The 24,628-nt window shown below is 70.0% G+C and carries 23 protein-coding genes and 1 pseudogene; 17 read left to right on the top strand and 7 right to left on the bottom strand.

The window, feature by feature from the left end; all coding sequences use genetic code 11:
* The first annotated feature begins 26 nt into the window (after positions 1-26).
* A complete protein-coding gene (locus Acor_RS45605) occupies positions 27-161 on the top strand; it encodes a hypothetical protein (RefSeq protein ID WP_281353272.1) in 135 nt (44 codons plus the stop codon).
* Between the two features lie 150 nt (positions 162-311).
* On the opposite strand, the gene Acor_RS28380 is transcribed toward Acor_RS45605, so the two are convergent.
* Complete coding sequence (locus tag Acor_RS28380; protein WP_155339824.1) at positions 312-1,103, bottom strand: alpha/beta fold hydrolase; 792 nt, start codon at positions 1,101-1,103, stop codon at positions 312-314.
* Between the two features lie 366 nt (positions 1,104-1,469).
* Between Acor_RS28380 and Acor_RS28375 the strand changes: the two genes are divergently transcribed.
* Positions 1,470-1,640: a hypothetical protein gene (locus tag Acor_RS28375; RefSeq protein ID WP_155339823.1), complete on the top strand. Its 171-nt coding sequence runs from the start codon at positions 1,470-1,472 to the stop codon at positions 1,638-1,640.
* A complete protein-coding gene (locus Acor_RS28370) occupies positions 1,637-2,428 on the top strand; it encodes an alpha/beta hydrolase (RefSeq protein WP_155339822.1) in 792 nt (263 codons plus the stop codon). The genes Acor_RS28375 and Acor_RS28370 overlap by 4 nt, the downstream gene beginning before the upstream one ends.
* Before the next feature lie 178 nt (positions 2,429-2,606).
* On the opposite strand, the gene Acor_RS28365 is transcribed toward Acor_RS28370, so the two are convergent.
* Positions 2,607-3,206, bottom strand: a complete 600-nt coding sequence (locus Acor_RS28365; protein WP_155339821.1) for a hypothetical protein — start codon at positions 3,204-3,206, stop codon at positions 2,607-2,609.
* A gap of 121 nt (positions 3,207-3,327) precedes the next feature.
* On the opposite strand from Acor_RS28365, the gene Acor_RS28360 reads away from it, so the two are divergent.
* The 5 genes from Acor_RS28360 to Acor_RS28340 all read left to right on the top strand — a co-directional run bounded on the left by Acor_RS28360 (position 3,328) and on the right by Acor_RS28340 (position 9,468).
* Complete coding sequence (locus Acor_RS28360) at positions 3,328-4,038, top strand: class I SAM-dependent DNA methyltransferase (RefSeq protein ID WP_155339820.1); 711 nt, start codon at positions 3,328-3,330, stop codon at positions 4,036-4,038.
* Between the two features lie 230 nt (positions 4,039-4,268).
* Positions 4,269-4,826, top strand: coding sequence for a toll/interleukin-1 receptor domain-containing protein (locus tag Acor_RS28355; RefSeq protein WP_155339819.1), 558 nt, complete (start codon positions 4,269-4,271; stop codon positions 4,824-4,826).
* Positions 4,827-5,072: 246 nt separating this feature from the next.
* On the top strand, positions 5,073-6,293 hold the full coding sequence (locus tag Acor_RS28350; protein ID WP_170317115.1) for a protein kinase domain-containing protein: 1,221 nt from the start codon (positions 5,073-5,075) through the stop codon (positions 6,291-6,293).
* Positions 6,290-7,693: a TIR domain-containing protein gene (locus Acor_RS28345; RefSeq protein WP_155339817.1), complete on the top strand. Its 1,404-nt coding sequence runs from the start codon at positions 6,290-6,292 to the stop codon at positions 7,691-7,693. Before Acor_RS28350 ends, Acor_RS28345 begins: the two co-directional genes overlap by 4 nt.
* On the top strand, positions 7,690-9,468 hold the full coding sequence (locus tag Acor_RS28340) for an SPFH domain-containing protein (RefSeq protein WP_155339816.1): 1,779 nt from the start codon (positions 7,690-7,692) through the stop codon (positions 9,466-9,468). The genes Acor_RS28345 and Acor_RS28340 overlap by 4 nt, the downstream gene beginning before the upstream one ends.
* Positions 9,469-9,508: 40 nt before the next feature.
* Here the strand turns inward: Acor_RS28340 and Acor_RS28335 are convergent, their stop codons facing one another.
* On the bottom strand, positions 9,509-10,435 hold the full coding sequence (locus tag Acor_RS28335; protein ID WP_155339815.1) for a TIGR03086 family metal-binding protein: 927 nt from the start codon (positions 10,433-10,435) through the stop codon (positions 9,509-9,511).
* A 122-nt stretch (positions 10,436-10,557) separates the two neighbouring features.
* Here Acor_RS28335 and Acor_RS28330 point away from each other — a divergent pair, with 122 nt between their 5' ends.
* Positions 10,558-13,632 carry an ATP-binding protein gene (locus tag Acor_RS28330; protein ID WP_155339814.1) on the top strand — a complete coding sequence of 1,025 codons (3,075 nt, stop codon included), beginning with the start codon at positions 10,558-10,560 and terminating at the stop codon, positions 13,630-13,632.
* Between the two features lie 6 nt (positions 13,633-13,638).
* Here the strand turns inward: Acor_RS28330 and Acor_RS28325 are convergent, their stop codons facing one another.
* On the bottom strand, positions 13,639-14,679 hold the full coding sequence (locus Acor_RS28325; protein WP_155339813.1) for a DUF6777 domain-containing protein: 1,041 nt from the start codon (positions 14,677-14,679) through the stop codon (positions 13,639-13,641).
* 97 nt (positions 14,680-14,776) lie between these two features.
* Here Acor_RS28325 and Acor_RS28320 point away from each other — a divergent pair, with 97 nt between their 5' ends.
* From Acor_RS28320 to Acor_RS43480, 6 genes are all read left to right on the top strand, one after another.
* Complete coding sequence (locus Acor_RS28320; protein WP_155339812.1) at positions 14,777-15,418, top strand: ATP-binding protein; 642 nt, start codon at positions 14,777-14,779, stop codon at positions 15,416-15,418.
* 52 nt (positions 15,419-15,470) lie between these two features.
* Complete coding sequence (locus tag Acor_RS28315) at positions 15,471-16,502, top strand: helix-turn-helix transcriptional regulator (RefSeq protein ID WP_155339811.1); 1,032 nt, start codon at positions 15,471-15,473, stop codon at positions 16,500-16,502.
* 185 nt (positions 16,503-16,687) lie between these two features.
* On the top strand, positions 16,688-16,900 hold the full coding sequence (locus Acor_RS28310) for a hypothetical protein (protein ID WP_155339810.1): 213 nt from the start codon (positions 16,688-16,690) through the stop codon (positions 16,898-16,900).
* Between the two features lie 87 nt (positions 16,901-16,987).
* Positions 16,988-18,784 (top strand): thiamine pyrophosphate-requiring protein, encoded by a 1,797-nt coding sequence (locus Acor_RS28305; RefSeq protein ID WP_155339809.1) that lies wholly within the window; start codon positions 16,988-16,990, stop codon positions 18,782-18,784.
* Between the two features lie 172 nt (positions 18,785-18,956).
* Positions 18,957-19,790, top strand: a complete 834-nt coding sequence (locus Acor_RS43485; protein ID WP_218034541.1) for an FAD-binding oxidoreductase — start codon at positions 18,957-18,959, stop codon at positions 19,788-19,790.
* Positions 19,766-21,337: an FAD-binding and (Fe-S)-binding domain-containing protein gene (locus Acor_RS43480; RefSeq protein WP_218034540.1), complete on the top strand. Its 1,572-nt coding sequence runs from the start codon at positions 19,766-19,768 to the stop codon at positions 21,335-21,337. The genes Acor_RS43485 and Acor_RS43480 overlap by 25 nt, the downstream gene beginning before the upstream one ends.
* Before the next feature lie 476 nt (positions 21,338-21,813).
* On the opposite strand, the gene Acor_RS28295 is transcribed toward Acor_RS43480, so the two are convergent.
* Positions 21,814-22,704, bottom strand: a complete 891-nt coding sequence (locus Acor_RS28295; RefSeq protein WP_218034535.1) for a hypothetical protein — start codon at positions 22,702-22,704, stop codon at positions 21,814-21,816.
* 1 nt (position 22,705) lies between these two features.
* Positions 22,706-22,822: pseudogene (locus Acor_RS44720) on the bottom strand (NAD(P)-dependent oxidoreductase); the annotation flags it as partial.
* Here Acor_RS44720 and Acor_RS28285 point away from each other — a divergent pair.
* Complete coding sequence (locus Acor_RS28285; RefSeq protein ID WP_246239215.1) at positions 22,790-22,942, top strand: hypothetical protein; 153 nt, start codon at positions 22,790-22,792, stop codon at positions 22,940-22,942. The pseudogene Acor_RS44720 and the gene Acor_RS28285 sit on opposite strands and share 33 nt — an antisense overlap.
* A gap of 115 nt (positions 22,943-23,057) precedes the next feature.
* On the opposite strand, the gene Acor_RS28280 is transcribed toward Acor_RS28285, so the two are convergent.
* Positions 23,058-23,378, bottom strand: coding sequence for a plasmid stabilization protein (locus Acor_RS28280; protein ID WP_155339808.1), 321 nt, complete (start codon positions 23,376-23,378; stop codon positions 23,058-23,060).
* Positions 23,379-23,589: 211 nt separating this feature from the next.
* On the opposite strand from Acor_RS28280, the gene Acor_RS28275 reads away from it, so the two are divergent.
* A complete protein-coding gene (locus Acor_RS28275; RefSeq protein ID WP_155339807.1) occupies positions 23,590-24,594 on the top strand; it encodes an SDR family oxidoreductase in 1,005 nt (334 codons plus the stop codon).
* Positions 24,595-24,628 lie beyond the last annotated feature (34 nt).

Below are 24,628 nucleotides of genomic sequence, written 5' to 3'. Positions count from 1 at the left end.
GCTGTTCACCCTCGGCCCGGACCGCCATGCTCGGCCCGGACCGCCATGCCGTCCCGCGTGAGCACGAACTCACGGACCCGGCCGACATCGCGCTGGCTGAGGAGGTCGCGGAGTGCTGCCCCCGCGAAGCGATTCTCCTCCGCCCGGCGGAGCCCGACTGATCGCCCTCCGATCTGGCAAAGTCGATCATGAAGCGAAGATCCCCAGCTCACGGCCTGTGAGCTGGGGTCTTTCACCCGGGACTCGAACCCCGGACCCGCTGATCAAGTCAGCGGCCCTACGTGATCAACCGCCCTTGACTCCGTTGATCGTCAACGCGCTGCCCGCAGAATCAGCGAGGTGACCACGTCGGGGTGGCTCATCATCGCGACGTGGGAGCTGTTGATCTCAACCGTGGTGGCCTTGGCGCGCTTGGCCATCGCGCGCTCGGCCTGCGGCGGGATGATGTTGTCCTGCTTGGCGACCAGGTACCAGCTCGGCACCGACTTCCAGGCCGGCGGCCCGGACGGGGTGACCAGTGCCGCCAGCGCACCCGGCCGCTGGGTCGCGGCCATCACGGCGGTGGTGCCGCGGGGCAGGTCCTGGGCGAACAGCCGATGGAAGTGGGCCGGGTCGATGTAGGCGTCGCCGTCGCCGCCGGTGGCGCCCGGGTAGGGCCGTACCTGGAGATGGTCGGTGACTTCGGTGTGGCCGCCGCCCAGCTGGTTCGCGGCCGCCACGCTCTCGCCTTCTTCGAGGGCGTACGCGGCCACGTACACCAGGGACTTGACCTTGGGGTTGCCGGTGGCGCCGTTGCTGATGACCGCGCCGCCGTAGGAGTGGCCGACCAGGACGATCGGGCCGTCGATCGTGGTCAGGAACTGGCGGAGGTACTCGCCGTCGGCCAGCGGGCCGCGTAGCGGGTTGGCGAACGCGACGACCTTGTGGCCGGTGGCGAGCAGCCGGGCGGCGACCGCGTTCCAGCCGCTGGAGTCGGCGAACGCACCATGCACGAGAACGATCGTGGGCTTGGGCGCGGGGGTCCTGTCGGCCTGGGCGGGGGTGGCGAAGGTGAGGCCGACTAACAGGAAGGCGGCGGTGAGTGTCCTGATCAAGCGGGACATGTTTCTCCTTGGGTCGTGACGACCCGCACATCGTGCTCTGAACCCTTCGTCACCCGGACCACGTGTTTTCCGTAGTCTGGTGCTCTTCATCCGAGTCGGCCTGACGCCGTCCCGTGCACGGTCTCTTCGGTCGTGAAGACGAACAGCGGCGGCTCGGCCACGCGCGCGATGGTCGCGGGCGGGTCACTTCTGATCACCGGGGAGCCGGGGATCGGCAAGACGGCGCTACGGGAGGCCGCGGCCACCGGCCTGACCCGTTCGCGGACAAACTGGCCGCCGGCTGAACGACTACGTGAATCACGTGGTACGCGGGCGCCCGCTCCCGGGGCACGGTCGATTTAGCCAATCGAGCCGAAGGAGGCAACGGTGCCCTTTGCCGCCGCTGATGACGGAGCCCGGATCGTGCCGTTCGAGGTCGGCGGCGAACGCTCCATGATCGACGGCGCCGTCCTGAAGATCTACGCAGCCAGCGGCCACGCCCTGCCCGACACCGACCGCGCCCGCCCGCACGCCGACATTCTGGAGTTCGTCTCATGACCACTGTCGTCCTCGTCCACGGCCTGTGGGTAACCCCCCGGAGCTGGGAGAACTGGATCGCCCATTACGAGGCCAAAGGCGTCAGGGTGGTTGCCCCCGCCTATCCCGGCTTCGAGGTCGAGGTCGAGTCGCTGCGCGAGAATCCCGACATCATCGCGCGGCTGACCGTCCCGGAGACCGTCGACCACCTCGCCTCGGTCATCCAGGCCGAGCCCACTCCGCCCATCATCATGGGCCACTCGTTCGGTGGCGTTCTCACCCAGCTTCTGCTGGCCAAGGGCCTGGGCTCGGCCGGAGCCGTGATCAACTCCGCGCCCACCGAGGGGGTCAGGGTCAACCCGCTGTCGCAGGCCAGATCGCTGTTCCCGGCGCTGAAGAACCCCGCCAACCGGCACCGCGCGGTCGGTTTCACTCCCGAGGAGTTCCACTACGCCTTCACCAACACCCTGACCGAAGAACAGTCCCGTGAGGTCTGGGAACGCTACGCGATCGCCGCTCCCGGCCACTGGGTGTGGGAGTACGGCCTGTTCGCCAACTTCAAACCCGGGCACCAGGACACCTGGGTCGACTACGACGCCGACCGCGCTCCACTACTGTTCATCGGCGGCGAGAAGGACCACATCATGCCGCCGTCGGTGAACAAGTCGAACGCCAAGCACTACAAGAACTCGCCCGCACTGACCGAATACCACGAGTTCGCCGGCCGCGACCACTGGACCTGCGGCGCCCCCGGCTGGGAGGCCGTGGCCGACTACGCCCTCGACTGGGCGATCAAACACGCCCGCTGAGAACCCTCACGGCCCCCGGAGCGGCGGTCTCTCCTGGCCGCCGCTCCAGCCGCACCGCCCGCGACGCTCTCCGTGAATACGGCACCGATACTCCCGGATTTGTGTATTTCGTCCCTGACACTTCTCGCCACCAGGGCCGCGCGGATCAGGTACGAACTCGAGCAGGCGCGGCAGCGCCTCACGGAGGGACGGTTCCCCCACGAGCGGTGGTTTGCCCGAAACTCGTGACGCCGGGCGGGACAATCCACGCGTTCCGACGGGCGGAGCGACACCATCGGCCGGTGCCAAGCTGCACCGCCGCTCGAACGGTCACGAGCGCTTCTGGGTTGGCCGTCCGATAGTCATGAAGTGATGCCCAGATAGGCGTTAGCCATTGCTTGGCTTCACCCGGTTCGAGCCGGCAGAATCCGGTCGGCATGTCAAAGCCACGCGGTTGCGTTCCCACACCGCTGTAGTGATGCCCATCCCACGTGAGGACCGGGAAGTGGACACTCACCGCGGTGCGACCACGGTTGCGTACGGTAATGAGGGCCCCTTCATGGGGAAACTCCTCACGATCGGCCTCAAGGACCCACGCCAGATCGGTGTGTGATCGGTGAGCGGGAACATCCAGGGTCCCGGAAGGATCCGCCTCATCGTAGAGCGCCAACCGAAGTTCACACCGAATGCGTGCGCCGGTCAGGCGGTGGTTCACGAATTGCCACATCAGCGAAGTGGCCGAGGTCAGCAGCCCCAACACGGCCAACACACGAGCCACGACATCGATCTCTGCGGCCATGTTCGGATGCTAGACGGTATCGCGGGCGGAAGGGGATCTCCCGTCACGTACTGAGTAGGGGTCGCACTGCGGCAGGTGCGCTGGCGACGCCCGCCTGGCATCCGAGAAGTACCCTTGACTGGTGTTCTCGCCCCAAGGTCCCTCGCTGCGTGAACTGACGGTTCAGGCGCTGTCCTCGGTTGAACGCGGCTACGACCTGCTCGCCCCGAAGTTCGACCACACGCCTTTCCGTACGCCCGACAGCGTTCTCGACGCGACCGCCGACGCGCTGCGTCCGTTCGGGCCCTTCGGGCAGGGGCTGGACGTGTGCACCGGCACCGGCGCGGGCCTGCGGATCCTCAAACCCTTGTGCGAAGGGCGGATCACGGGCGTCGATTTCAGCGCCGGCATGCTCGCGCAGGCGCGCGCAACGCACCCGGACGCCGAGTGGGTACAGGCTGACGTTCGGGCGCTGCCGTTCGCCGGGGAGTTCGACCTCGCGGTCAGTTTCGGGGCGCTCGGACACTTTCTGCCCGCCGAGCGGCCCGCGCTTTTCGCTGGGGTGTACCGCGCGTTACGGCCTGATGGGCTCTTCGCCTTCCCAATCGGTGCGCCGCCGCCCATCGCATCGGGCCGGTACTGGACGTTGCTCGGATTCGATCTGGCCATGCAGGTGCGAAATGCCGTGTGGCGTCCCCCATTCGTCATGTACTACGGCACTTGCCCGCTGCACGCGGTTCGGAATGACCTGACGGCAGCCGGATTCACCGTGACGACAGTCCCGCTAACGGCCCTGGGTCGACGCGAGGACGGCAGTCCGCGGGGTCGGCTTGTGCTGGCACGCAGAACTTAGGTGTACAGGTATCGGCGAAGGCACTGAAGCGCTGCGCCAGAAGGGTCCCGTAACGCCTGCGGTCGTTATCGCTTTGAACAGGCTGGCGTGGACTCGCACCAGATGCGAAGACGAAAGTCGTTTCCCGCACGCGAAACCCTGCTGGCCGCTCTACACGCAAGGAAGTCACTGGAGCAATCGGCCTAAATCGAACGCGCTCACTGTTACGGCCGCGAATGTAGGCTGCGGTTATGTGGGCTGAGGTCGGGGTGATCGCCGGTGTCGTCGGTGCGCTTGCCGCGCTCGCGGTAGTGCCGGAGTTCAGGCGGTTTTCTGCGCGTTTATTGAGGTCACGCAGACCCGGGCCGCAGGTGCTGCCGCCCGATCCGGGCGAGCGATTCGATGTCTTCGTCGCGCATGCCCCCAAGGACGCGAAGATCGCTGGCAGGATTGCCCGTGATCTGCGAGATATGCATGGCTTCGAGGTTTTTCTCCCAGCCTGGGCGAATCTCCCGGGGACGGTGCGTGAGTTGCGCCGGGGAGAGGGGATTCTGGCGTCCGTTAATGGGATTTTGGTATTCAGTGAAACCGCGGTTCGGGATACCCAGCTCTTGGAGGACTATGCGGCGGCTCTGCGTAACGTCTACCTGGCAGGAACTGAGCGGCGGCGGCTCCTGATTCCGGTGCGTACGGATAATGTGGAGCTACCGGCCTTCGCGGAGATTCGGGAGCCGGTAAATCTCGGATCCGGACGGTTATATAAGACCGAGTTGGCGCGTGTGGTGACCGCTTTGCGGCAGACGGCGTGAGTCGCGGCACGATGGACGGCGGCCGATAGATGACCACTCTCGCCAAACGGTCGGACGGCCTTGGATTTGGTGCGGCAAGCGACGGCTTCTGAGACCATCGTGCGGAGAAAAATGTCCATTGGCTCGCAGAGCGGGATTCTCCGCATATACCCTTGGTGGCCATCAGACTATACGGCGATTCGGCAAACCGCGCCTGAGGTCGTCGAGGCTCGTTCCGCGTCCGGGGCGCGAGTATCGATCTGGCTATTGGACGCCAAATGGTTCGTCGATCGTGAGCGCGCTCGCATGTTCGAGGCGCGAATGCGGGCGCTCGCCGGGGTGTCTGATCCCAACGTTTTACGGTTGCGGGAGTACCTCGAACGTCCGGGGAGGCACGGGCCTGTGGGCGCTGGGGTTGCGCTGGTCACCGATCTCACGGGTGAGCCGATGCGGAGCCGGCGTCTCGCCGAGCCTGAGGCGCTGGCGGCATTCCGCGACGTCCTGTCCGGGCTGGCCGCGGCTCATGCCGCAGGCGTTGTGCACGGGGATCTGCGGGAAACCGATGTTCTCGTCAGGGATGGGCGAGTTCAGCTGACCGGCTTCGGTATGGGGCTTTTTCGGCAGTTCGATGCGATGGCTCGCGCCCCCGAACTGTGGGACGGTGGTGAGCCTTCGCCGGCGTCCGACGTCTATGCCGCTACCTGCCTGTTCTTCGAGTGGTTGACCGGCCGTCCCCCTTACGCCGCCTCCCACCCGTTCAGCGCCATGGGACGGCATCGGACATTCCCCATCCCCGTCGAAGCCGTACCCGGAGAAGTACGCGATCTCGTCACGTCCGGACTGGCCAAAGACCCGGCGGACCGTCGCACTGCCGCGCACCTGGCCGGGGAGGTCGGGCGCCTGGCGCCGGCGATGCGCCCACTGAGCGAGCCGGTTCTTCCAGCCGAACACGTCGAGGAGCCGGGGGAACCCGTACCCGTGCCCGGCAGGGGCAGTGCAATCCGGGCAGTAATACTGGCCGCGACCGTCATGGCAGTGCTGGTCGGGCTGATTTTCGTGATCACGCGAGGAGACGGCCCCGCGAGTTCGGCCGCCGGCGCCGCGGCCTCCGAGACCCGCACGCAGAACACCGCGCCCAAAACCAAGAAGAAGCCCTCCAAAAGCCCATCCAAGCGCCCGGCGGCGGTCTGCCCGTCGCGAGTCGGATTGACGGTCTCGCCGCGTAGTGGCGGGCCGGGCTCCATCCTCACCGTCCGGGGCAGAGGGGTGGTGCCCAACGGCCGGGTGCAGGTGTACTTCCACGCCAGCAGCATGGGCTTCGCCCGTACCACTGCCGATGGGTGCTTCCGCGCCAGGCTGCCGATCCCCAACGCCGGCTTCTTCGCGCACTTTCCCGGCCAGCGCTTCTCGATCCGCGTGACCGAATTCGACGCGGGCGGCGCGTATCGGGGGAACGGGCCGGGAGAAGCGGGGTTCACGCTGACATGATCGACATTTTCGTTTCGTACGCACGTGCGGACGCCGCCGTGACCGAAATCCTGGCGGGGCGACTGGTCGAGCGGAGCTTGACGGTCTTCCTGGACGAGTGGCACATCGGACCCGGTGAGATCGTGGTCCACCGCCTGGAACAAGCGCTGCGCGAGTCGCGCAACGGGATCGTGGTGATCAGCGAGGCGGCACTGCGTTCGCCACGGGCGATGGAGGAGTACGCGGCGCTGCTGACCGCGTCGACCAGCCGGGGACTGCGGCTGATCCCCGTGCTGGTGGGCAACGCCGAGCTGCCGCCGTTCGCCCATGAGCGAGTCTGGCGCGACCTGCGTGGGCTGTCCCCCCGCGAACTCGCGGCGCGGGCGGACGAACTGGCCGACATCGTCGAAGGCCGTTCGCCGAGTCCCGGACCCCGGCCCGAGGACGAACTGGAGCCAGGATCGGGCCTGACCGAGCCGGACCCGCACAACCTCGTGGTCTGCCATGTCGGGGCCGACCGTGACTACGCGGATCGGCTGGTGCGCCTGCTGCGGGCGGAGAGCCTGCCGGTGTGGTGGCGGGGCGACCTTCGGCCGGGGGACGTGCGGTTCACCCAGATTCGACGGCAGCTACGCCACGCGGTCGCGGTGCTGGTGCTGATGTCGCCCGCGGCTCAGGGATCCGACGAGATCACCCGGATGATCATCGAGGCGGAGCTGCACGCCCGGCATCCTGTCCCGATCCTGTTGAAGGGGCCGCGCCACTACCAGCTCGCGCATCTGTGGTACTTCGACGCCAGGCACGGCGAGCTTCCCGGGCCCGCCGAACTGGCGATCCTGCGGCAGCTGCACGAGGCCGACGTGAGGGGCACTCCGGTGGCGCCGGGTGAGGTCCTGCCTCCGCCCTTCGCAGAACCGGCCGTGGCGACCGTGCGCCTGCCGTTGCCGGCGTCGCTGAGCCGGTTGGCGCGGCTGCTCGCCGACGGTGATCTTCTCGGCGCCGACCTGTTCACCACGGTGGCCCTGCTGGACGCGGCCGACCGGCTCGACAGCGGCTTTCTCCAGGTGCGCGACGGCCGGTCGATCCCGCTGCGGGTGCTGGCCGGGATCGACGCGCTGTGGGCCGAGCACACCCAGGGCGCGCAGGGGTTCCGGCGGCAGCGTCGGCAGGCCGAGATGAGCCGGGACACGCACACCGAGGTACGGCGCCTCCAGCGAGCCCTCGGCTGGCGGGACGCCTCGAACGAGCCGGTGGAGCGGCATTACGGCCGCTTCGCCGAGCGCGCCGACGGGTGGCCCGGCTTCTTCCCGACGCTGCGCAACCCGCACAGCGAACGCCATCTCAACTGGTACGACCGCTGGACCGACACCGTGCGCGCGGTCCACCTCCGCCTACGTGACTGGAAGGACTCGCCGTCATGATCTACATCGTGGTGCTTGCGTTGACGCTGGGCGCGGTCGTGACCGGATTGGCCTATTGGCGGGGCAGGATCGTGGTGCCCGAGGGCCACGTCGGGATCATCACCCGGCGCTGGGGACCCAAGGACGACACCTTTGACCGGGTCGCGCTGGGCGACACCAAGGGCGTGCAGGCCAGGACGTTGCGTCCCGGCCAGGTCGCCTGGCTGAAGCCCTACCTGTACTCGGTCGATTTCGTGGCCAGGACCCACGTGCCCCGCGACATGATCGGCGTCGTCACCGCGCGCGAGGGCGCGCGGAAGCCGGCCCGCGCCAAGATCGCCCGGCGTGTCGAATGCGACCACTTCCAGGACGGCCGGGCCTTCCTGCGCAACGGCGGCGAGGAAGGGCTGCAGATCGCCACGTTGGAAGGCGACGCCTCCTATCTGATCAACACCGCCCTGTTCGACGTACGGCTGGTCCCGGCCACGTATGTCCCTCCGGGCACGCTCGGACTGGTCACGGCCAAGCTGGGCAAGATCCGCCCGGCGGTCCGGCCGTTCGGCAGGCACGTCGAGTGCGACGACTTCCAGGACGGTCAGGAGTTCCTGGACCAGGGCGGGGAGCAGGGCCGGCAACTCGCGGTGCTGGGCGGCGGCGCCTCCTACGACATCCACCCCGACCTCTTCGACGTGATCACGGTGGACAACGTCGCCGCCTCCACCGACGACCTGACCGCCGCCCATCTCCAGGAGATCGCCATCCCGATGGGTTACACCGGGGTCGTCGTCACGCTGGACGGCGCGGAGCCCGCCGGCGAAACCAAGATCGGCCCACCGGTGGCGGGGCACGGCAGTTTCCGCATGCCCTGGGTGTTCCTGGAGAACGATGGAGTGCGCGGAGTCCAGCAGACGACGCTGCGGGAGAACTCCGTGCTGGCGCTCAATCCCTGGTTCGTCCGGGTCGTTCTCATCCCCACCAGAGTGATCATTCTGGAGTGGAAGGAGAAGAGCGCCGACGAGAGGCGTAATTTCGACGCCAGACTGGACCGCATCACCGTGACCGTGCAGGGTTACCGAATTCACGTTGAGGTCAGCCAGAGCGTACAGATCCTGGAGAAGGCCGCGCCGGTTCTGGTCAGCAAATTCGGCGGCACCGGTCGTTCCGCGCTCGGCGGGCTGGTCGACGATCCGCTGCCCATTCAGCGGTTCGTGGACAACGTGCTCGGAGACACCGTCGCGGCGTACTTCGCGGGCATCGCCGCCGCCGGTACCGTCGAGGACTTCATCAGCGGGTATCACGACACCCGTACCAATCTGTCGGACAAGGTGGCCCAAGCGCTCAAAGGCTGGGATGTCCAGGCGCTGGAATCCAACTTGGGCCGGTTCGAGGCGGAGGACCCCGCGCTCAACGAGCGCTTCAAGGAGACCGCCGACGCGCAGATCCGGCAGGGCACCCTGGCCGCGGTGACCGCGTCCCTGGAGGACGAGACACGCATAGCCGAAGCCCGCGCCCATGCCGATGTGCTCGGGGCCGCACTCGAATTCAGAGCCCACGTCGAGGCGCTCGGTGCGGAGAACGTCACCATGATCAAGGCGATCGAGGCGGTGGCCCAGATGAAATGGCCCCAGGTGATCGGCGGCGATATCACCGCCATGGCGCAGACCTTGCCTCCGGCCGTGCTGCACGAACTCCTCACCAGGTTCCGGGAAATGCGCGACGAACAAGCGATCGGGCGCGAAGAACCGCGTCGCGAGATCACCGATGTCACATTCGGCAGGGCGAACGAGAATCCCTGATCGCCCAAGCTCGACCGGAATCCAACGGTGCGGCGGGTGGTCAACCCTTGACGTACGCGAGTTTCTCGGCGACCAGGCCGTCCCGGATCCGGAACAGGTCCACGCCGCGGACGTAGCCGTTCGACCAGTCGTAGCGCCACTGCACGACGACTCGGTCGCCGGTCGCGAAGCGGGACTCGGTGGTGAAGCGGTGGTCGCCGGCCGCGTCGAAGAAACGGTGCCAGGCCGCGCGGACGGCGTCGGCGCCGACGTGGCGTTCCCCGTCGGGGGGTGAGGTCGACTCGAACACGCAGTCGTGGGTCATGTTCGCCATGATCGCGTCGACGTCCCCGGCGTCGAACGCCCGGCCGAACCGGTCGACGGCGGCCAGTGCCTCTGACCGGCCGAACATGGCGAGCAGGTGGGCCTGCGGCTCGTCCTCGTCGGTCATCGGCGGCCGGGGACCGATCATCCCGTGAGAGCGGTAGAGCTGTTCCAGCGGGGCGAACCACGCGGTGACGGCGGTGACCAGGTCGTGGTCGAGGCGCAGGTTCGCCCCGGCGGCCAGGGCCAGGTCCCAGGCGTGGACGAGATGGTCGGCGGCGAGTTGGCGCAGGTACTCCTCAACGGGCGTCGGCCCGGCTGACAGCGCCACCGAGCCGTCGTCGCCCACGGCGTCGACCGCCCGAGCGGCCGTCGCACTCGCGATCGACCAGGCGGCGACCGGATCGGCGCCGAGCAGGTCGCCGTCGAGGTCGCCGCCGACGTCGGCGATGGTCCGGCTGGCGAGTAGCTCGGCCGCCCACAGGTCCTCGCCCACCACGTGGTTGACCAGCGCCCGGACGTCCCAGGCGGCGCACGGCGTCGGCGCCGCGTACCGGTCGGCGGGCACCGCGCGCAGGGCGGTGTCGAAGGCGGCCACGGCTCGGCTGTACAGCTGCCGGGCCGGATCAGTGAACGTAAAATGCTGAGTGGTCTGCTCGGACATCGTGCCCTCCTGGTCTTCGGTGCTTCCGTCGCCTCGACGCTAGGAGCGCGGCCTTGCAAACATCTGGCGGGAATCTAGCTGATGTTCCGGCCTTAGGTCCGGTACGGGTAGAAGTGCGCCTGATGGGCCGGTTCGCGGTGGTTCGCGATGGCCAGGAGGTGGCGGAGTCGGCGTACCACGGCCGCAAGGTCCGGGTGCTGCTGCGTGTCCTGGCCGTACGGCAGGGGCAGTTCGTGCCGAACGACGTGCTCACGGCGGCGCTGTGGGCGCAGCGGCCGCCGGCCAGTCCCGCCGCCAATCTGCAGGTGCTGGTGAATCGAGCCCGGCGGGCGGTCGGGTGGGCGGGCCTGATCCGTACCGGACCCGGCGGTTACGCCCTGGCCGGGCCGCCGGACTGCATCGTGGACACTGAGGTCTTCCTGGCTGTGATGGAACACGCCGGTCGGCTGCCCGGACCGGCGGCGTTGGCGGCTTACCGTGCGGCGCTGGCGTCGGTGGCCGAGCCGCTGGCCGAGGACATGTACGCGGACTGGTGCCAGCCGTACCGGGCTAGGGTGGCGCAGGCCCGGCAGACCGGATGGGAGCGAGCGGCCACGCTCGCCGTCGACCTCGGTGAACCGGCGCTGGCGGTCGAGTACGCGACAGCCGCAGCCGCCGCCGAGCCGCTGCGCGAGAGCGCCGCGCTGGCTCTGGTGCGGGGGCTGGCCGCCGTCGGCGACCGGGCCGCCGCCCTGGCCTGCTTCGACCGGTACCGGCGGACCATCGCCGAAGAGCTCGGCCTCGACCCGTCGCCGGCGGCGGTGGAACTGCACCGGCTCGTGCTCCGGTCCGACGTCCAGCTCAGCCCGGAGCGCGAGCCCGCCGCGGCGGGGGAGTTCGGGGTGCCGCGCTTCGTCGGGCGGGACGCCGTGATCCGTCAGGCCGTCACCGGACTGTCGGCCGGCGTGGTACGGATCGTCGGCCGGTCCGGCACCGGCAAGTCCCGCCTGCTGGAGGCGATCGCCGCGGCCGTACCGGCGGTGAGTGTGGCCGCGCACTGGGCCGATCGGGACGAACCGTGGTCGCTGGGGCGGACATTGCTCCGCAAACTGCTCGCGCAGGGTGGGTCGGGGCTCGACGCGCTGCCGGACCGGCTGCGCGCGGCCCTGGCCCAGCTGTTACCCGAGCTCGACCAGCCGGTCATCGGGTTCGACCCGGAGACGCGCAACGCGCTGATCCGTGAGGCGGCCCGGCGGCTGCTCACCGGCATACCGGACCGGGTGGTCATCGTCGACGATCTGCAATGGGCCGATCCGAGTAGTGTCCGCCTGCTCGGCGGGGTCGCCAACCGTGACGGCGGGCCGCGGCTGATCGTCGCGTACCGGCCGGACGAACTCACCGCGGCCGGGACCGAGGAGTTGCTGCGCCGGTTGCCGGGCCAGCCGGCGATCACTCTCGGCGGGCTCCTCGAACCGGCCCTGGCCGACCTCGTCGACGATGGCGACATCGTCGCGGCGATCGCGGCCGAGACCGACCGGACGCCGATGGCGGTGGCCGAGGTGCTCCGCGTCCTGCACGCGGAGGGCCACATCAAGCCGGGCCGCGGCGACGGCCGGTGGCGGGCCGGCTCGCCGGACGCGGCCGGAAGGGCCCGCCAGGTCGGCCGGGCCGGCCAACGCCGCGCCATCGCGAACCGGGCAGCCGCCCACGACGGCCCGGCGACCACCGTGCTCCGCCTCCTGGCGCTGCTGGGGCGGGAAGCCCCGGCCAGGACGTTGGCCGCCGCCGCGGACGTGTCGCAGCCGCAGGTTCTCGGCCTGCTTGACGAACTGGCCGCGGCCGACCTGGTCCGCCTCGGCGAGCACGGCTGGCGGACCGCGCACGACATGGTCGCCGAGGTCGTGGTCGCCGCACTGACCGACGGGACCCGCGCCCGGCTGCACTCCCGCCTCGCCGCGGTCCTCGACCTGGAGCGCGGCGACGCCGCCGAACAGGCGCGGCACTGGCTCGGCGCCGGTGACACGGCGAAGGCGGCGGAGACCTACGTCCGCGCCGCCGCCTGCGCCCTCGACCAGGTGGCCGACGCCGAGGCCGAGCAACTCGCCGAGGCCGGCCTGGCCGCCTGCGACGCCGACGGGCCGGTCAGGTCCCGGCTGCTGGAGGCACGCGCCCAGGCCCGCCGGCGGCGCGGCGACATCGCCGCCGCCCGGGACGATCTCCGGGCCGCGTTCGACGGCTACCCGGGCGGCCCGGCCCGCGCCGGCGTGCTGACCCAGCTGGCCGCGCTCGACTCCGGTGCCGACGACCTGCGGCGCGCGGCCGAACTCGCCGAACTCGCGCTCATCGAAGCCGACCGCGACGACAACGCCCGCGCGTCGGCCCTTGAGGTCGCGTCCGTCATCGACATGAACCTCGACCAGCCGGCCAGGGCCGCTACCCGCGCCGCCGAGGCGCTGGCGATCTACACCCGCACCGGCGACTCCCGGGGCGCCGCCCGCATCCTCGACGCCCGGGCGATGGCCGCGTTCCTGCACGGCAGCATCGAAACAGGCGTCGCTGAACTCGATCGCGCGGCGCATCTGCTGGAGAGCTCGGGCGACCTGATGCGCACCGTCACCCCACGCTCGACCTGCGGCCACGGCCGCGTCCTGCTCGACCAGGCCGCCGAGGGGATCCGCGACACCCAGCGCGCACTCGACGTGGCACTGACACTCGGCCATCCCGAAGGCCAGGCGTACGCACTGTGGCACCGCTCGGAGGCGCTGTCCGCGCTGGGCCGGCCGGACGCCGCACTGGCCGACGGGCAAGCCGCGCTGGCGATCGCGCGGCGCCTGCGCCATCGCGGCTGGACGGCCACCGCGTGGCGGGCCATCGGCATCGCCCACCAGAACGTCGGCGACCTGCCCGCCGCGCTGGACGCGTTCCGCCAGTCGCTGGACCTGTCGGCCAACCTGGACCTGTTCGGCTGCTGGGCGGCGGCGCGGGCCGCGCTCGCCTGCATCGGCATGGACCGCCTCGGCGAGGCCGACCCGCTGGTCGCCCGCGCGCTGGTGACCGGTCCGGCACTCGGCCGGCACGAGGCGCGCTGGGCGGCCGCGGCGCTGGCAGTGGCACGGCAGGATCCGGACGCGCCCGCGGTGCTCCGGGACGCCGTCGCCGCCGCCTCGTCCGCCGGCGCCCGAATCTACCTGCCCCACCTGGCCGAACTCGCCGGCTGACTTCGATCATGCCCGGGTGAGGTCGACGCACTGTTCCTGGCCGAGGACCGTCGCGCACATCGTGATCCTGTTCTGGTCGATCACCCGCCATCGCGCCGGTACGGGGTTCTGCGGCTCAAACGTGTCGATGTCGATGAAGTACAGCGAGCCGGTGTAGTCGGGATCGCGGCCCTCGACCGTCCAGGTCCGGGTGCCCGCGCTCACCGTGCAGTCGTCGGTGATGGTCAGATCGTCGGCGAGCACGCCCGAGTAGGCGTTCTCGCCGGTGACCGTCACCTCGACGACCGAGGCGGGCTCGCCGGACTGCCACCTGCCGAGGATGGCAGGCGCGGCCGAGGGCAGTTCCATGTCGTCGCGGCCCTCGCTGCCCGCCGGGCGGCGGATGCCCTTGCCCGTGTCCACGTTCAGCAGGGAGAACGCGCGGATCCGCCGCGACTTCGACGGCTTGACCCGGGTCGCCTTGCGCTTTTCGAACCGCAGGCTCCACTCGGGCTGGACGATGATGTCCGGCTGGATGTCGTCGAGGGTCGCCTGCGGCTCGGCCAGCGGGTTGCCGCAGTTGCACTTGACGACCGGCTGGCCCTGGTCGTCCGCCAGCACGCCGATGCCCGCCTGGAGCAGGGCGTCCATCGCCGTGCTCACGCCGTCGGCGAAGCCGTGGTTGCGGACGAGGGTGTCGTTGCGCAGGATCACCGGGGTCAGTTTCCTGATGTAGTCGCGGATGCCCTTGACGGGGATCCTTCGTACGGCGGCCCAGGCGGTCGCCTTCGCGAGGTTCTTGGGGTCGGTCAGAAATCTCGTCAGCAGGGCTTTGTCGCAGGTTTGTTTGCGTAGCGAGCCGCCGTACAGGCCGGGGGTGTCGCCGGGGCGGAGGCCGCCGTCGGGTCCTGGGGTGATGGGCTTCTCGGGGATCGGCAGTTCGAAGAACGGGTCCGCGCCGATGGTCTCGACCGCGATGGCGACGATCTTGGCGCTCTTCGCGAGAGCCGTGCAGCCGGTGGATAGCAGCAGAAGGAGCACGGTCAGAGCCGCGCCGGTTTTCCTCATGCGTCAAACGCTCCGGCGTACCGGCGCGATCAGCCTGAGTAGTTCGTTACTCAGATGTGGCGATCGTACTATCGGCCGGAGAGCCTCAGGAGGCGCCGTGGACGTGTGGCCGTTCGTGGGCCGGCAGAGCGAACGGGACTGGGTCAGGACGACGCTTCGGGGGCGCAATGTCGTGATCGTCGGGCCGGCCGGAGTGGGGAAGAGCCGGCTGGCGTCCGAGGTGGCCGCCGGGTTTCCCGCGACGGTCCGGGTCCGGGGAAGCCAGGCCGCGCGCGCCGTTCCGCTGGGCGCTTTCGCGCCGTTCCTGCCTGACGGGGAGCCGGGTCCCCATCCGCTGCGGTGGGCGGGCGGGGCGATCCTCGCGCGCAAGCCGTCCCTGCTGGTGGTGGGCGACGCACACCTCCTCGACGCGTCCTCCGCGGCCCTCACCCAGCAACTGGCCGCACGGATGCGGGTGCTCGCGACGGTCCGATCGGGGGAGGATTGCCCGGATTCGGTGCGGGCGCTGTGGGAGGACGATCTCGGCCGCCGGTTCGACCTGGCCGCGCTCACCCAGGCGGAGATGACGACGGTGCTGGTCACCGCACTCGGCGGCCCGGTGGAGGCGGCCACCGCCGAGCGCCTGCACACGCTCAGCCAGGGCAACGTGCTGCTGGTACGCGAACTGGTCGCCGCCGCCCTGGAGGGGGAGACCCTGGTGCGGTCGGGCGAGGACCGCACCTGGCGGCTGGCGGGGTGAGGTTCCCCGCGCTCCCCGGCTGATCGAGCTGATCGAGCTGATCGAGCGCCGGATGGGCCGTTTCGGCGCGGCCGTGACCGCCGTGGTCGAATTGGTGGCCCTCGCCGAGCCGCTGGGCCTGGCCCCGCTGGTCGCGCTGACCAGCCCGGAGGCGGTCGAGGAGGCGGAGGCACGCGGGCTGGTCCAGATCGTGGCCGACGAGCGCAGGACCAACGTCCGGCTCGCCCACCCGCTGTACGGCGTGGGCGACGCACTCCGGCAGCATGGTGACAGCGTTCTGGCCGGGATCTGCCAGATCGAGTACGCCCACGTGCTCGCCATGTGCGACGCCGCGCCCGCGGCACGGGCGGCGTTCGAGGCCGGCGCGGCCCATTTCACCCGGCTCCGCGCCCTGCAGGACTCGTGGCGCTACCTGACCGAACCCTGGGCGATCGCCGTCTCCGGCGAACTGGGTAACGCGGTCGAGTTCGCCCTGGGCACCGCCACGGTGGCGCGGCAGCTGGGCGCGGTGGCCTTCGAGACCATGGCCCTGCACACGGCCGTACGGCTCGGCCACGCCGAACTCGCCGCCGACCGCCTGGCGGAACTGGTCCAGGCGCAGGACGGCGACCTGGCCGCCCTGCTGGCCTCCCACGCCCGCGCCGCGGCCTGCGCCGACGGCGCCGCGCTGGAGGAGGCGGCCTCGGGTTTCCTGCGAATCGGCTGGCTGCCCTGCGCGGCCGAGGCCAGCGCCCAAGCCGCGCAGGCCTGGGAGAACGCGGGCCGCCGCGCCTTCTCGCGGGCCGCCGCCAGCAGGGCGTGGATGCTGGCGGCCCGCTGCCAGGGCCTGCGCACGCCCGCGCTGGCCCGCCTCGCCTCACCCGGCCTGACCCGGCGCGAGGAGGAGATCGCCCGGATGGCGTCCGCGGGCTCCACCAGCAAACAGATCGCGGAACGGCTGGTCCTCTCAGTCCGAACGGTGAACAACCACCTCCAGAGCGCCTACGCCAAACTCGGCGTCTCCGACCGCTCTTCCCTCAAACGCGTGCTGACCATCGACCACGCAAGCGCACCCACGGAGATCAATAGCACCGGACGCAGATAAGACCGGGGTTCGTCTCGCAACCCGGACCCACTGTCAACCGGAGATCGCCGGCGTCGCCGCCGACTCCAGGACGAGCGCGTGCGCGAACGCCGGGGGACGAAGCCGCCTTCGGCATCGCCGTAAAGATCGACCATTCCTATTCACCACCTGGCGATTGCCCCACGCCTGGCGGGTAGGGGCTGGTTATGAACTTTCCACGAAACGGCCGATTGATTGTCTATTGTTTTGCGTTCATTCTGTTCCTGTTCTTGACCGTCGCGGCGGGAATTGGGCAGTACTGGCTTCTGTTTCTCATCGGTATCGTCCTGACGGGGCTCGCCGTCACCTTCGCGCTGGTAACGGGAGAATGGCTGGTCACCCGCCAGGAACGCGGCCCCACCAGGCCCCGGCGTCGCTGAGGGCGAGCGGGAGAGAGGCGTGTGGAGCCCGGTCAGATGGGTACGCCACCAAAAATGCGCAGTTCAGGCGAGAGCGGGGGGACGCTCATGGCGCAGACTGTCGGCGATTATCTGGTACGACGCCTCCAAGAGTGGGGCGTGGAGCAAGTGTTCGCCTATCCAGGAGACGGAATCAACGGGATCGTGGCGGCCATGGGCCGGGCGGACAATGTGCCCAGGTTCGTGCAGAGCCGGCATGAGGAGATGGCCGCCTTCTCGGCCGTCGGATACGCGAAATTCAGCGGCCGTGTCGGTGTGTGCATGGCCACTTCGGGGCCCGGGGCGATCCACCTGCTGAACGGCCTCTACGACGCCAAACTCGACCACGTTCCGTTGGTGGCCATCGTGGGTCAGACGGCCCGCAGCGCGATGGGCGGCAGCTATCAGCAGGAAGTCGACCTGCAGGCCCTGTTCAAGGACGTGGCCGGGGAATACCTGGTCGAGGTCAACGTGGCCGAGCAACTCCCGAACGCACTCGACCGCGCCTTCCGCATCGCCGAGGCGACCCACGCGCCGACCGCGGTGATCATCCCGTCGGACCTCCAGGAGGAGGAGTACGTCCCGCCGAAGCACGCGTTCAAACAGATACCCTCCAGCCCGCCGGGCACGGCGTGGGCACGCTCCGTCGCAGCCGACCACGACATCGCCAGGGCGGCTGAGGTGATCGACGCCGGAGAGCGGCCGGCCATCCTGATTGGCCAGGGCGCGCGGGGCGCGGCCGAGGAGGTGCGGCGGCTCGCCGACCTCACCGGCGCGGGGGTGGCCAAGGCGCTGCTGGGCAAGGACGTCCTGTCCGACGAACTGCCGTATGTCACCGGATCGATCGGCCTGCTCGGCACCCGGCCGAGCTACGAGCTGATGCGGGACTGCGACACCCTGCTGATCGTCGGCTCCAACTTCCCCTACAGCCAGTTCCTGCCGGAGTTCGGGCAGGCCAGGGCCGTGCAGATCGACATCGACGGCCGGTTCATCGGGATGCGGTATCCCACCGAGGTCAACCTGGTCGGCGACGCCGCCGCCACACTCGCCGCGCTGCTCCCGATGGTGCGGCGCAAGACCGACACCTCCTGGCGCGAGAACATCGAGAAGAACGTGGCCGCCTGGTGGGCCACCATGGATCGACAGGCCGAAGTGGCGGCCAAGCCGGTGAATCCGATGCGGATCGTCTCGGAGCTGTCCAAGCGCATCCCCGGCAACACGATCGTGACCGCGGACTCCGGCTCCTCCACCAACTGGTATGCCCGCAACCTGCGCATGCGCGAAGGCATCCGGGGATCGTTGTCGGGCACGCTGGCCACGATGGGCCCCGGGGTCCCCTACGCCATCGGGGCGAAGTTCGCCCACCCTGACCGGCCCGTGGTCGCCCTGGTGGGCGACGGGGCCATGCAGATGAACGGCCTGGCCGAACTGATCACCATCGCCCGCTACCAGCACCTGTGGAGCGATCCGCGGTTGGTGGTCTGCGTCTTCCACAACAACGACCTCAACCAGGTGACCTGGGAGCTGCGGGCCATGGGCGGGGCGCCGAAGTTCGAGGAGTCGCAGAGCCTCCCCGACGTCGACTACGCCGGTTTCGCCCGTTCCCTCGGCCTGGAGGGGATCACGGTGGCCGAGCCGGAGAGCCTGGGGCCGGCCTGGGACCGGGCGTTCACGTCGACCGTTCCGACGGTGCTGGACGTGCACTGTGATCCGGAGGTGCCGCCGATTCCGCCGCACGCGACCTTCGACCAGATCAAGTCGGTGACCGAGGCCGTGCTCAAGGGCGACCCTGAGGCGTTCCATCTGGTGGCGCAGGGGATCAAGACCAAGGCGCAGGAGTTCCTGCCCGGTAAGAGACACGGCTGATGCTCCGCCGACGTGGCGGCGGGTGAGTACGGCTACGCGGGCGGCACCGTCACACCGTCCCTGTCGGTCGCCGGCCACGGACTGTCGATCAGGCAGGACGTCGCACAGCGCTATGCGGTCGGAACCTGACCGAGATCAGGCTCCGCACTGGGGAACGACCGAGGAGGACACCATGGCGATCACAGACCTGCCGGCGCCGGTGGTCCGGCCCCGCGCGAACCCGGATGTCGATCTGGCGGCCTTGGCGTCGGCCTTGCGCGACCGGGTCGACGGCGAGGTCAGGTTCGACGCGGGCAGCCGTGCCGCCTATTCCACCGACGCCTCCAACTTCCGCCAGGTGCCCCTGGGCGTCGTCGTGCCCCACACCCCCGACGCCGGCGCGGAAGCGGTCGCCGTGGCTCGTGATTTCGGCGCCCCGGTCCTGTCCCGGGGCGGCGCCACCAGCCTGGCCGGGCAGTGCGCCAACACGGCCGTGGTCATCGACTGGTCGAAGTACTGCACCGCGCTGGAGTCCGTCGATGTCGGCAGCCGTACCTGTGTCGTGCAGCCCGGCATCGTCCTGGACGAACTGAACCGGCTCCTGGCCGGTGAGGGTCTGCGCTACGGTCCGGAGCCCGCCACCCACATGAACTGCACGCTCGGCGGCATGATCGGCAACAATTCCTGCGGCGCCACGGCGCAGCGCACCGGCAAGGTCGTCGACAACATCGCCCGCCTGGAGGTGGTGCTCTACGACGGCACCCGCTTCTGGTGCGGCGAGACCAGCGACGAGCGGTACCTCGCGATCGAACGCCGTGGCGACTCCCGCGCCGCGATCTACCGGCAACTGCGCGCGCTGCGTGACACCTACGCCGACGACATCCGGCGGCACTTCCCGACATTCCCCGGCGGGTCTCCGGTTACAACCTGGACTCCCTGCTGCCCGAGCACGGCTTCGACGTCGCCGGGCTGCTGGTCGGCAGCGAGTCCACCCTGGTCACCGTGCTGCGCGCGGAACTGGAGCTAGTCCCCGTGCTGCCCGAACGCGCCCTCGTCGTGCTCGGATACCCCGACATCGCGACCGCCGCGGACGCGGTTCCCGCGATCCTGCCGCACGACCCGATCGCCCTGGAGGGCGTCGACCACAAGCTGATCCGCGACGAGCAGATCAAACACCTCAACCCCCACGCCCTGCACGAGCTCCCCGCGGGCCGCGCGTTCCTCCTGGTGCAGTTCGGCGGTGCCACGGCCGAGGAGGTCCACGCCCGGGCGCACGCCCTCCTCGACGACCTGCACGACACCGAAAACCGGGCCGACGTGGAGTTCCTCGGCGACCCCGCCCGCGAGGACGACCTCTGGCGGGTACGAGAAGCCGGGCTCGGCGTCACCGCCCACCTCGCTGGAAAACCCGACACCTTCGAAGGCTGGGAGGACTCCGCGGTCGCGCCAGACCGGCTCGGCGAGTACCTGCGCCGGCTGCGGGAGCTGTATGAGGAATTCGGCTACGCCAGCGACACCGGCCCCGCCCTGTACGGGCACTTCGGGCAGGGCTGTGTGCACACCCGTATCCCCTTCGACCTCTACACCGCCGACGGGGTCGCGACCTATCGCCGGTTCGTGGAGCGGGCCGCCGATCTGGTCGCCGAATTCGGCGGTTCCTTCTCCGGCGAGCACGGGGACGGCCAGAGCCGGGGCGAACTGCTCCCCAGGATGTTCGGCGAGGAGATCGTCACCGCCTTCGGCCAGCTCAAGGCGATCTTCGATCCCGTTGACCGCATGAACCCCGGCAAGGTGGTCGCGCCGTACCGGCTGGATGAGAATCTGCGGCTCGGGCCGCGCTGGGCGCCCGCCGAGCCGCAGGATCTGCGGTTCAGGTATCCGGATGACGGCGGCTCGTTCAGCCAGGCGGTCAACCGCTGCGTCGGTGTCGGCCGGTGCCGCCGGCACGCCACCGGCGGGGATCAGGTGATGTGCCCGTCCTACCAGGTCACCGGGGAGGAGGAACACTCCACCCGGGGGCGCGCCCGGCTGCTGTTCGAAATGCTCGACGGGCACGGTGACCAGACCATCAGCCAGGGCTGGCGCTCGGCGGAGGTCAAGGACGCCCTCGATCTCTGCCTGGCCTGCAAGGGGTGCAAAAGCGACTGCCCTGCCAACGTGGACATGGCCACCTACAAGGCGGAATTCCTGTCGCATCACTACGAAGGCCGCCAGTGGCGCCGGCCGCGTTCCGGCCTGACCATGGGCTGGCTCCCCCTCATCGCCCAACTCGTCGGCAGGCTCCGGCTCGGCCCGCTGGTCAACGCCGTGACCATGCTCCGGGGCTGTCCCGGCTGGCGACCGCCGTGGCGGGGATCGCCGCCCGCGAGGTTCCGCTGTTCGCCGGGGAGACACTTCAGCACTGGTTCGCCCGCCGTACCCCGCGTGGGGACGGTGCCCGGGGGACCGTGCTGCTGTGGCCCGACACGTTCACCAACGGGTTCCACCCCCACATCGGGCAGGCCGCCGTCGAGGTCCCCGAAGACGCGGGCTGGCGGGTCACCATGCCGACCGGCCCGGTGTGCTGCGGGCTGACCTGGATCTCCACCGGGCAGCTCGACACCGCCAAACGGGTGCTCACCCGTACCGTGCGCCTGCTCGCGGCGCACCTGCGGGCCGGCGGGCTCGTCGTCGGGCTGGAACCCAGCTGCACCGCGGTGTTCCGCGGCGACGCCGCCGAACTCTTTCCGGCCGCCCAGGACGTGCGCAGGCTGCGCGCCCAGAGTTGCTCACCCGGCACACGCCGGGATACCGGCCGCCACGCCTCGGTTGGAGCGCGCTGGCCCAGGTGCACTGCCACCAGCACGCCGTGCTGGGTTTCGACGCCGACCAGGAGCTGCTGCGGGCGGCGGGCGTCGAGGTGGAGCACCTGGACTCCGGCTGTTGCGGGCTCGCCGGGAACCTCGGCTTCGAACGCGGTCACCGCGAGGTCAGCGAAGCCTGCGCGGAACGCGTCCTGCTGCCCCGGCTGCGCGAGGCGACCCCGGAGGCCGCCGTGCTCGCCGATGGGTTCAGCTGCCGTAACCAGATCCATCAGCTCGACAGCGGCCGTGAAGGCATGCACCTGGCCGAGCTGGTCGCGGCCGGGTTGCGCCGGGACTCGCGGCCGCCCGGTGTCGCTCCCGAACGCACCTGCGCGCCCAGGCCCGCGCCACCGGGGAGGTTGGCCCACGCGGCGGCGGTCGCCGGAGCCGGCTGCGCGGTCGCGGGTCTGCTGGCGGCCGTTGCCCGGATGGTGCGGCGGAAGTCGGCGCCCCTTGGTTCGGCGTGCGTTTGAGCAGGGCGACGACCGCGCGTTCGGCCGCGCCGTGCGTGGCCGGGCCGTCGCCCGCGCCCAGGTCGGTCAGGGCGCGCTCGATGGTCTTTCCCTTCTCGTACGCGGTGATCACGCGGGGGTCCACGTAGGAGGCGCGGGCGACCGCGGGAGTGTTACCGAGGTGGTCGGCCACCTCCTTCATGACCCGGGTGATCGCCTTGCGGCGGCCGGTTCTGGTGCGGACCCGTCTGGAGACGGCCAGGCCGACGGCCGCGTGGACGGTGGCGTGCCAGGTCCGGAAGTCCTTGGCGCTGACCTCGGTCTCGAAGCGGTCCCGCAGGTAGGCGTTGATGTCATCACTCTTGACGTCGATCCACGCGCCGTCCTGCTCGTAACGGAGTACGTCGTGGTAGCGGTACTGGCGGCGGCCGGCCGCGTCGGTCCCCACGGCCTGGATATGGCCGTCCGGGTCGCGGCAGATCCACACGTCCCGCCAGGCCGGGGGCAGGACCAGCGCCTTGATCCTGCGCAGGGTACGCCGGTTCTTCACGGCGCGGCCGTCGGCGTAGGCGTACGAGAACGACCGCCCGCGCCGCCGACGGGTGGTGGCGGGTCCGGCCGGATCACTGGGCCGCAGATCGGTCATGTCAGCCCGGCAGGGTTTCGCCGCCGATGGGCGCCAGCACCTCGCCGGTGTAGTACGACGACAACCGCCCTGCGGCGAAGAACACATGCGACGGCGCGATCTCGTCGGGATCGGCGGCCTGGCGCCGACCCACCCGCACCCGGGCGCCGAGTCGATGACGAAGAACCTGCTGATGGGCCCACCGCTGGCGATCATGGACCGCGCCCGTGACGCGATCCGCAAGGCCATGGGCAACTGACCTGCCGGCAGAGCATCCGCAGGCCATGAGCTCAAGGTCGTGACCTCGAACCTGGAGTCAACGGCTGGAACCGGGCTTGCGGCGGTCCCGGATCCAAGCCGTTGAGCTCATGGCCTCAGCCGAGTGCCTTCTCCAGTTGTGCCTTGGTCATGGAGGAACGGCCCTTGATGTTGCGGCGCTGGGCCTCGGCGTACAGCTGCGGCTTGGTACGGCCACCGGCGCCCGAGTGAGAGCGCAGTCCGCCGCGGCGAGAGGAGGAGATGTCCTCGATGGAGGTGCGGCTCTTGGTCTTGGCCTCGCCCGAGCGGGCCCGCTCCTTGTTCACCGTGCGGGCGGCGATCTCCTTGGCGCGCTCGTCGCTCTCGCCGCGCTTCTTGACGCTGTCCTTGATGTGCTCGTACTGCCGTTCCCGCTTACGGCTGGAACCCCGTGGCATGGTCCTCACCTCACCCCACTCGCTGTCTATTACCGACTGCCACACTTGCCCCGTACCCGTACGGTTCGAGCCGACACACGGGCCGAGTCGTTTGCCGATTTCTGTGGCAGCGGGGTCGCCGGAGTCAAACTTCGCCGCATGCGATGACCGGTGAGGGGAACTGATGCCCGAACGCTCTCTCAGGAAATCTCGGAGGAAAGAAGGGCTGGAGATGGCGAAGACCGTGGTGATCACCGGAGCCAGTGCCGGGGTCGGCCGGGCGGCGGCGCGCATGTTCGGGCGGCGCGGAGACTCGGTGGCGCTGCCGGGGCGGGGAGAGGCGGGGCTGGAGGCCGCCGCCGAGGAAGTTCGGGCGCTGGGCGGCCGGGCGCTGGTGCTGCCGGTGGACGTGGCCGACGCGGAGCGGGTCGAGGCGGCTGCCGAGCGGGTGGAAGCGGAGCTGGGGCCGATCGACGTGTGGGTGAACGTGGCGTTCGCGACCGTGTTCGCGCCGGTCACGGAGATCAGCGCGGCCGAGTATCGGCGGGTCATGGAGGTGAGCTATCTGGGGTTCGTGCACGGCACCCAGGCCGCCCTGTCCCGAATGCTTGCGCGCGGGAAGGGCGCGATCGTGCAGGTGGGATCGGCGCTGGCCTATCGGGCGATACCCCTGCAGTCGGCGTACTGCGCGGCCAAGCATGCCATCAAGGGGTTCACCGAGTCGCTGCGGTGCGAACTGCTGCATCAGGACAGTGGGGTCAAGGTGACGATGGTGCAGTTGCCGGCGCTCAACACACCGCAGTTCGACTGGGTGAAGTCGCGGCTGCCGAGGCGGCCGCAGCCGGTGCCGCCGATCTACCAGCCGGAGGTGGCCGCGCGGGCCATCGTGTTCGCGGCCGATCATCCCGAGCGCAAGGAGTTCTGGGTCGGGGCGATGACGGTCGCCACCCTGCTGGCCGACCGCCTCGCTCCGGCGCTGGTGGATCGGTATCTGGCGGCCACCGGGTACGCGTCCCAGCAGACCGGCGAGAAGCGCGACCCGCGCGAACCGGCGAATCTGTGGGAGCCGGTGGACGACGAGGAAGGCCATGACTTCGGCGCGCACGGACGTTTCGACGCGCGGGCGCACAGGGTGAGCCCGCAGGTGTGGCTGTCACAGCATCGCCGCCTGGCGACCGTGGGGGTGGCGGCGGGGCTGGCGGGGGTGGCCTGGCTGGCCAGCGCGGTCACCCGGTGACTGCCCCGGCCGCGTCAGCTGCCGGCCCTTCATC

It is taken from the genome of Acrocarpospora corrugata, from assembly GCF_009687845.1.
In the GTDB taxonomy this organism is placed as follows: Bacteria; Actinomycetota; Actinomycetes; order Streptosporangiales; family Streptosporangiaceae; genus Acrocarpospora; species Acrocarpospora corrugata.
Note: the sequence above shows the minus strand (reverse complement) of the source record. Positions and strands in the feature narration are given on the sequence as shown.

Bases quoted from the DNA above. Each gene is read 5' to 3' on its own strand.
- Acor_RS28310 (WP_155339810.1), top strand. From the start codon at position 16,688: ATGAACTTTCCACGAAACGGCCGATTGATTGTCTATTGTTTTGCGTTC.
- Acor_RS28315 (WP_155339811.1), top strand. From the start codon at position 15,471: ATGGGCCGTTTCGGCGCGGCCGTGACCGCCGTGGTCGAATTGGTGGCC.
- Acor_RS28355 (WP_155339819.1), top strand. From the start codon at position 4,269: ATGTGGGCTGAGGTCGGGGTGATCGCCGGTGTCGTCGGTGCGCTTGCC.
- Acor_RS45605 (WP_281353272.1), top strand. From the start codon at position 27: ATGCTCGGCCCGGACCGCCATGCCGTCCCGCGTGAGCACGAACTCACG.
- Acor_RS28370 (WP_155339822.1), top strand. From the start codon at position 1,637: ATGACCACTGTCGTCCTCGTCCACGGCCTGTGGGTAACCCCCCGGAGC.
- Acor_RS28275 (WP_155339807.1), top strand. From the start codon at position 23,590: ATGGCGAAGACCGTGGTGATCACCGGAGCCAGTGCCGGGGTCGGCCGG.
- Acor_RS28285 (WP_246239215.1), top strand. From the start codon at position 22,790: ATGCGACGGCGCGATCTCGTCGGGATCGGCGGCCTGGCGCCGACCCAC.
- Acor_RS28325 (WP_155339813.1), bottom strand. From the start codon at position 14,679: ATGAGGAAAACCGGCGCGGCTCTGACCGTGCTCCTTCTGCTGCTATCC.
- Acor_RS28295 (WP_218034535.1), bottom strand. From the start codon at position 22,704: ATGACCGATCTGCGGCCCAGTGATCCGGCCGGACCCGCCACCACCCGT.
- Acor_RS28340 (WP_155339816.1), top strand. From the start codon at position 7,690: ATGATCTACATCGTGGTGCTTGCGTTGACGCTGGGCGCGGTCGTGACC.
- Acor_RS28335 (WP_155339815.1), bottom strand. From the start codon at position 10,435: ATGTCCGAGCAGACCACTCAGCATTTTACGTTCACTGATCCGGCCCGG.
- Acor_RS28305 (WP_155339809.1), top strand. From the start codon at position 16,988: ATGGCGCAGACTGTCGGCGATTATCTGGTACGACGCCTCCAAGAGTGG.
- Acor_RS28280 (WP_155339808.1), bottom strand. From the start codon at position 23,378: ATGCCACGGGGTTCCAGCCGTAAGCGGGAACGGCAGTACGAGCACATC.
- Acor_RS28365 (WP_155339821.1), bottom strand. From the start codon at position 3,206: ATGGCCGCAGAGATCGATGTCGTGGCTCGTGTGTTGGCCGTGTTGGGG.
- Acor_RS28330 (WP_155339814.1), top strand. From the start codon at position 10,558: ATGGGCCGGTTCGCGGTGGTTCGCGATGGCCAGGAGGTGGCGGAGTCG.
- Acor_RS28380 (WP_155339824.1), bottom strand. From the start codon at position 1,103: ATGTCCCGCTTGATCAGGACACTCACCGCCGCCTTCCTGTTAGTCGGC.
- Acor_RS43485 (WP_218034541.1), top strand. From the start codon at position 18,957: ATGGCGATCACAGACCTGCCGGCGCCGGTGGTCCGGCCCCGCGCGAAC.
- Acor_RS28345 (WP_155339817.1), top strand. From the start codon at position 6,290: ATGATCGACATTTTCGTTTCGTACGCACGTGCGGACGCCGCCGTGACC.